Annotated in this window: 2 protein-coding genes and 1 pseudogene; all 3 read left to right on the top strand. The window is 24.8% G+C overall.

Annotation, left to right across the window (positions count from 1 at the left end; translation table 11 throughout):
- A partial coding sequence (locus ACTHW2_RS12635) for an FUSC family protein (protein ID WP_442264253.1) occupies positions 1 to 890 on the top strand: 890 nt, incomplete at its 5' end.
- A 356-nt stretch (positions 891 to 1,246) separates the two neighbouring features.
- Entirely contained in the window at positions 1,247 to 2,149 is a 903-nt protein-coding gene (locus ACTHW2_RS12630; protein WP_442264252.1) for an FUSC family protein, read from the top strand.
- A gap of 18 nt (positions 2,150 to 2,167) precedes the next feature.
- Positions 2,168 to 2,755 (top strand): annotated as a pseudogene (locus tag ACTHW2_RS12625) (nucleoside kinase); the annotation flags it as partial.

Below are 2,755 nucleotides of genomic sequence, written 5' to 3'. Positions count from 1 at the left end.
AAACTAAATCTGTGTTAAGTAGATTATTGTCTAAAAAAGGGTTGCCATTCCAAACTTTAACATTGGTAATTTCTAAGTTTTTAAACCTATACAATCCATTATTAGCGGGAATAGCAGCAATAATGACTATGGAAGCCTCAGTTTCTGAGACCTTTAATACAGGGAAATTTAGGATATTTGGTAGTGTTCTTGGAGGAATTATAGCATTGATAATAACTATGATACTACCAGTAAAATTTATAACTACAGGTATAGGTATTCTCTTGGTGATACATATATCTAATATATTAAATTGGAAAAATGCAATTAGAATGGCTTTAATAGTTTTTATAGGAATAATAATAGATTTTGAGGTTGGGTATAAATTTATATATGTATTAAGTAAAACGCTAGATACAATTATTGGTGTATTAATAGGTACTACAATAAATTTCCTTATAAGACCTCCTAAAATACATAAAAGAATTGACAGTTTTATAAGAAAGATGATTATAGAAGTTAGAGGAGATATATTTGCTCTCGTATGGGAAAAAGACAAGATTAAATTAAAGAACTTACAAAGTGATATGATGGATATAGAACAAAGTTATAGCATATTGAAGAAAGAATTAAAATTTAATATAAATAAAAAAGAAACACTAAAGGATTATGAGGATATTTTAAAACATATTAAAAACATACAAAGTCATTCAAGAGTAATAAAATTGATAGGCAAAAGAGTATACATAGATAGGGAAAATAAAAAGCTTCTCAAAGAAATGTTTTCAAAAGATGTTCCTAAATTAGAGTATACTGAGGAAGAAAAAATAGATATAATATATAATTACCACCTAAAAGAAATGATATATGACTTTAAATATATGGAAAACTTATATGGAGATAAAAGATAAAACTTGTAGTTTCTAGATTTAAAACTTTTGAACAATTTTTTATATCTTTTCTATTATTGAAGATCTACTAATTATATCACTGGTGATTGATTAATATAGTATCTATAATACTTTTTAGGATATTTTAAAGGAAGCTAACAAAGCTATAATGTATTGTTATTGAGATCATTAATTTAAGTATATTTATTTTATACATAGAAAAAATTAAGAATATATTAAAATTTTGCTTTATGGGTATATTCATCTATAAGTAATACATTTAATGGGAAAACCAGGTACGGGGTATGATTAATCATACCCCGTAATTGTTGAAGTATGATTCAATATTTTAAAATAATAAAATACAGAGGTGTTCTATGAAGGTTAAAAAAATTGGTATGAGAACTATAAAAACAGTTATTGCAGTAGTTTTAACCCTAGAAATTGCTAAGTTATTAGATATAAATAGTCCTATATTAGCGGGAATCGCTGCTATAATGACTATGGAGACATCTGTGTCAGAATCATTCAGAACAGGAAAGTTTAGAATGTTTGGAACTGTCCTAGGAGCTATTATAGCACTTATTATAACATCTATTTCTCCCGTAAACTTTATAACAACAGCACTTGGACTTATTGTAATCATATATTCATCTAATGTGTTGAAATGGCAAAAAGCAGTTAAAATGGCAATGATAGTTTTTTTAGTAATTATAGTAGATTTTGAAGGCGGAGATGGATTTACTTATGCTTTAAATAGAACCATAGATACATTTATAGGTGTAATAGTAGGTACCACTATAAATTATTTTATAAGGCCTCCCAAAATAGATATAAAAATTTATAATATTATAGAAAATACTACTAAAGAAATAGTAAAAGATATAAAGAAGCTGGTATGGGGAGATGGAAATTTACAACTAGATAATTTAAAAAAGAAAATAGATTATATAGAAGAAAACTATCAAACACTTAAAAGAGATTTAAAATTAAAGAAAAACACAAATTATAAATCAATAGACTATGAACATATATTTGAATTATTTCAAAATATATATAGTCACTTGAGAATAATCAAATTAATAAACAAAAAAATACCTATAAATGAATCTAATAAAGAACTTTTAAAAGAAAACTTTGTGAAGATGAAAGATATACCAGAAATAGAATTTAATGAAAAAGAAGAATTATATATAATTTATAATTTTCATCTTAGAAGGATAATTTATGATTTACAGGATGTAAAAGATTTATATGAAGAAAAAGAAGAATTGAAATAAAATAAAAAGGAGACTAGTATGAAAATAAATGTAAATATATTAGGCTTTAAAAGCTTAGAAATAGAAAAAGGTACAACGCTTTTACAAATATCTAAAAAAATATTTGGTGAAGATTATAAAAAATACTTAGGTGCAAAGGTAGAAAATAGAATTTATAATTTACAAAAAACTGTGGAAGAAAATACTACTATAGAGTTTTTAGACAACCGGAATGTAGATGGATATAGAATATATACGAAAACTATATCAGCTGTATTTATAATGGCATGTAAAGAACTTTATCCAGAAAATAAAATTAGCATAGAATATTTTTTAGGACCAGGTTTATATGGAAAGCTTGGAGAAAATAATCCTATAAATTTTGAAGATTTAAAAAAGATTGAAGAAAAAATGTTAGAAATAGTAAATAAAGACTATGTAATAGAAAGAAAAAGATATAAAAGAAAAGACGCCTTAGAAGTTTTCAAAAATAATGGATATGCTGATAAATTGAGATTGTTTGAATCTATAGATAGAGAATTTATTAGCATATATAAAATCAATGACCACTATGACTCTTTTCATGGATATTTGGCTCCTTCTACAGGATATGTAAAGGAGTTTAAA

Source organism: Tissierella sp., assembly GCF_052089545.1.
Taxonomy (GTDB): domain Bacteria; phylum Bacillota; class Clostridia; order Tissierellales; family Tissierellaceae; genus Tissierella_A.
The sequence above is the reverse complement of the archived record's forward strand: the minus strand, read 5'-3'. Positions and strand labels throughout refer to the sequence as shown.

Excerpts from the sequence above, each read along its gene's own strand:
- ACTHW2_RS12630 (WP_442264252.1), top strand. The coding sequence starts at position 1,247 with ATGAAGGTTAAAAAAATTGGTATGAGAACTATAAAAACAGTTATTGCA.